The following is a 3,531-nucleotide window of genomic DNA, read 5'->3' as shown; positions in this document are numbered from 1 at the left end:
CCCGTGGCAGTTGCTGCGGGTCACGGGCGTGCGGCCCGAGCAGGCCGACGGGTTCGCGAGGGCGCTGCTCGGCACCGAGTGCGGCCCCGACGACGAGCGCAGGGGCCGTGCGATCACCGTCTGGTCCTGGAGCAGGCGTTCGTCGTCGGCGGCCGGATACCGCTCGGCGAGACGCAGCGTCAGCTCGGACACCTGCCGGGCCTCGGCCGCGCTCAGGCGCAGCTCCGTCGCTGTCTGGGGCGGGGTGGACGTGGTCATCATCGGTCTCCTCAAGTGCAGGGGCGTGAAAGGGCGGATCAGGCGTCGAACCGGAAGCCGCCGAAGGTCTGGGGCGCCGGCTCCGTCCCGGGTACGGGCTCGACGGGGTCGCCGAGCAGGCGCGACACCTCGTCGCCGAGCCGCCGCACCATCCGCTCCGCGGTGTCGGGGGCGTAGCGCAGGGCGTCGTACTGGAGCACGAGCCGCATCCCGTCCGCGTGCTCCACGAACTGGAACGAAAGCTCGAACATGCCCACGCGCAGCGGCGTAGGACCGCCGCGCAGGGCGATGCCGTCCGGGGCGCACGGACCGGTGTCGATGCGGGGATACAGCGCGACCCAGACGTCGAAGAACGGCATCCGCCCGGGGGCCCGCGGCGGGTCGAGCGCCGCCACCAGGGCGTCGAAGGCGACGTCGCTGTGGTCCACCGCGTCCACCGTGCGCCGCGCGACCTGAGCCACCAGGTCGTCCCCGGACATCGAGTCCGCGACCTCGACGCGCAGCGGAACCGTGGCGATGTGGAAGCCGACCGCGTCCTCCGCGCCGAGCCGGGCCCGCCGGTCCACGGCCGTGCCCAGGCAGATGTCGGTGCTCCCGGTGAGCGCGGCCAGGGTCCGCGCGACGGCCGCCGTCAGCGGCGTGAACGGGCCCGCGTGATGGCGCCTGCCGAGCTCCGTGAGCCCGCGCAGCGCGTCGGCGCCGATCTCCCGCGCCGCGATGCCGGTGCTCGCGCCCGCCGGTTCCGTACGGGGACCGACGACCGGCAGGGGCAGCGGAGCGGGGGGCGGCAGCAGAACGCTCCGCCAGTGGTCGAGCGTGGCCTCCCGGTCCTCCGGCGGGCGGTGCGCGGGCGCTGCCGGTGACGGCTCGCCGTCCGCCCGGTGTCCGGCGAGGGACGCCGGGTCCGCGTAGGCCGCCACGAGCTGGTGCGCGAGGATCTCCAGGCTGCGCCCGTCGCACACGAGGTGGTCGGCGAGGAGCAGCAGGGACCAGCGGGCGTCGCTGCGCAGGAACAGGGTGACCCGGGTCAGCGGGCCCGTCGCCGGGTCGAACGGGACCGCGACACAGTCGTCCACCAGCGCCTCGAACCGGGCCTCGCTCAGGTCGCGCCCGCTGAGGTCGACCACGTCGAGCGGCGGGGCGTCGTCGGTGAGGACCGCCCGGGGCTCCCCCCGGTGCTCGGCGAAGACGGTCCGCAGCGCCGGATGGCGCCTCGCGAGGGCGGCCAGGGCGGCCGTCAGCCGGTCGACGTCCGGGCGGCCTTCGCCGTCCAGCAGGCAGGGCACCGTGTACGCGCCCGAGGCGCCTTCCGCGCGCTGCCGTTCCAGCCACAGCCAGCGCGTGGCGTCGGCCACCTCGGTGCCGGGCAGGGGGTCGGCCGAGCGCGGTCGCGGCACGTCCGGCCCGGCGGGCCGCGCCGTCCCGGGCGCGAGTCCGGCCAGCCGGGCCGCGAGGAGTTCCGGTGTCGCGGCCTCGAAGACGTCCCGTACGCGGACCCGTACCCCGAACGCCTCCTCCACGGAGACGGCGAGGGTGAGGGCCGACAGGCTGTGGCCGCCCGCGAGGAAGAAGTCGGTGCCGGGGGTGACGTGGTCGAGTTCGAGCGCCTTGGCGAACAGGGCGCACAGCTGGTGCGCCGGATCGAGGTCAGTCACGGTCGCCCCGTCCCACGGGCCGGATGGCGGTGTCAGAAGTCATAGTGGGTGTCGCTCCAAACAGGGCCGTTCGCGGACAGGGTCGGGGGCGTGGGTTCGGCTGGTGGTGCGGTCCCTCCGGTGGTCAGACCGCGCAGCGCGGCGACGATGTGATCGGCGTAGGCACCGGCCTCCGCCGCGTCGAGCAGCTGGTCGTCGTAGGTGAGGTCGAGGTGGAGCACGTCGCCCTTGACGCGGGCGTAGAGCCACAGGTCGCTGGTGGCGGGCAGATCGTCGACGAGCAGGTCCTCGACCACCTGGCTCTCGGGCCGCAGCCCCGCGTTCTCCCAGCTCACCCCCAGATCGAGCAGGAGGCTGCGGCCCGGTGCCGCGCGCAGGGAGAGCCGTTCGGCGAGGACGTCGAACGGCAGCCGGGAGTGCTCGTAGGCCTCGACGATCCCCTCCTGGACCCGGGGCAGCAGCTCCGGCCCGGTGATGGTGTCGTCGAACGTGACCCGCAGCGGCACCGCGTTGACCAGATAGCCGATCAGTGCGTCGGCCTCCGGCCGGTGCCGGAGTCCCGCGGCGAAGCCGACGATCAGGTCGGTGGCCCGGGTGTGCTGCCGCACCGTGACCGAGAAGGCGGTCACGACCTGGGCGAACGGGGTCGCGGGCACGTCCTGGAGGCAAGCTGCGGGGACGGTCCTGCGGACCAGTGCGGTGCGGCCCCTGCGGCTGCGGCGGCGGGCGGCGTCCACGGGCTCGGGACCGGCGGGGAGACCGCGCAGCCGCTCGCGCCAGAACTCCACCTCGCGCTCGGCCCCGGGCCCGGACAGCCACTCCCGCTCCTCCCTGATCCACTCCCGGTAGGTGTAGCCGAGCCGGGGGAGGCGGGGCGGCTCGCCGCGCACGGCCCGCTCGTAGGCGGTGAACAGGTCGCGGAGCAGCACATCGACGCTGGCCCCGTCGTAGATCAGGTGATGTGCGGTGACGGTGAGCAGATCGCCGCCGATGGGTCCGGCCAGCAGCCGCACCTCGAACAACGGCGCCCGGTCCAGGGCGAAGCCGACCCGCCGCGCCTCGCGCAGGGCGGCCGCGACCTCCGCGCCCGCCGGGTCGGCGCCGGGCAGCTCCACGACGACCAAGGGTGCACCGCCGGGCAGCCGGTCGAGGACCGTCAGCTCCGCCTCCGTCCCCCGGGGCAGCACCTGCGCCCGCAGCATGTCCTGGCGCTCGACGACGGCCTCCAGAGCGGCGCGGAGCGCGTCGGCGTCGACGCGGCGCCCGAGCCGTACGAGGTCGGAGATGACGAAGGTGTCCGACCCCGCCCGCCGTGAGGTGAGCCAGACGCGGCGCTGCGCCCGGGACAGCGGCAGCGGTCCCGCGTCGGGCGCGACCGCGTCGTCCCCCTGCCGCCCGGTCACGGGCTCGGGCAGGCTCCCGGCCAGTGCGGCGGTGAGCGTGGCCACGGTCTGGAAGGTGAAGACGGTACGCACCTTGACGCGCAGGGCGTGCGCGATGCGCGCGGCGGCCAGGCTGTGCCCGCCCAGGTCGAACAGGTTCGCGTCCGGGTCGGTGMCGGGCCGTTCGAGGACATGGCTCCACACGTCCGCGACCCGCTGCTCGTCCTGCGTGAAAT

The 3,531-nt window shown here is 75.1% G+C and carries 3 protein-coding genes; all 3 read right to left on the bottom strand.

What is annotated here, in order from left to right; genetic code table 11:
• The coding region (locus tag AB8Z36_RS34870) for a hypothetical protein (RefSeq protein ID WP_369217395.1) at positions 1-258 on the bottom strand (258 nt) is incomplete at its 3' end.
• A 38-nt stretch (positions 259-296) separates the two neighbouring features.
• On the bottom strand, positions 297-1,913 hold the full coding sequence (locus AB8Z36_RS34865) for a condensation domain-containing protein (RefSeq protein ID WP_369217394.1): 1,617 nt from the start codon (positions 1,911-1,913) through the stop codon (positions 297-299).
• A 32-nt stretch (positions 1,914-1,945) separates the two neighbouring features.
• Positions 1,946-3,531: condensation domain-containing protein (locus AB8Z36_RS34860; RefSeq protein ID WP_369217393.1), on the bottom strand; the 1,586-nt coding region annotated here is incomplete at its 5' end.

The organism is Streptomyces flavofungini, assembly GCF_041028215.1.
Taxonomy (GTDB): Bacteria; Actinomycetota; Actinomycetes; order Streptomycetales; family Streptomycetaceae; genus Streptomyces; species Streptomyces flavofungini_B.
This window is presented reverse-complemented; position numbering and strand designations above follow the sequence as displayed.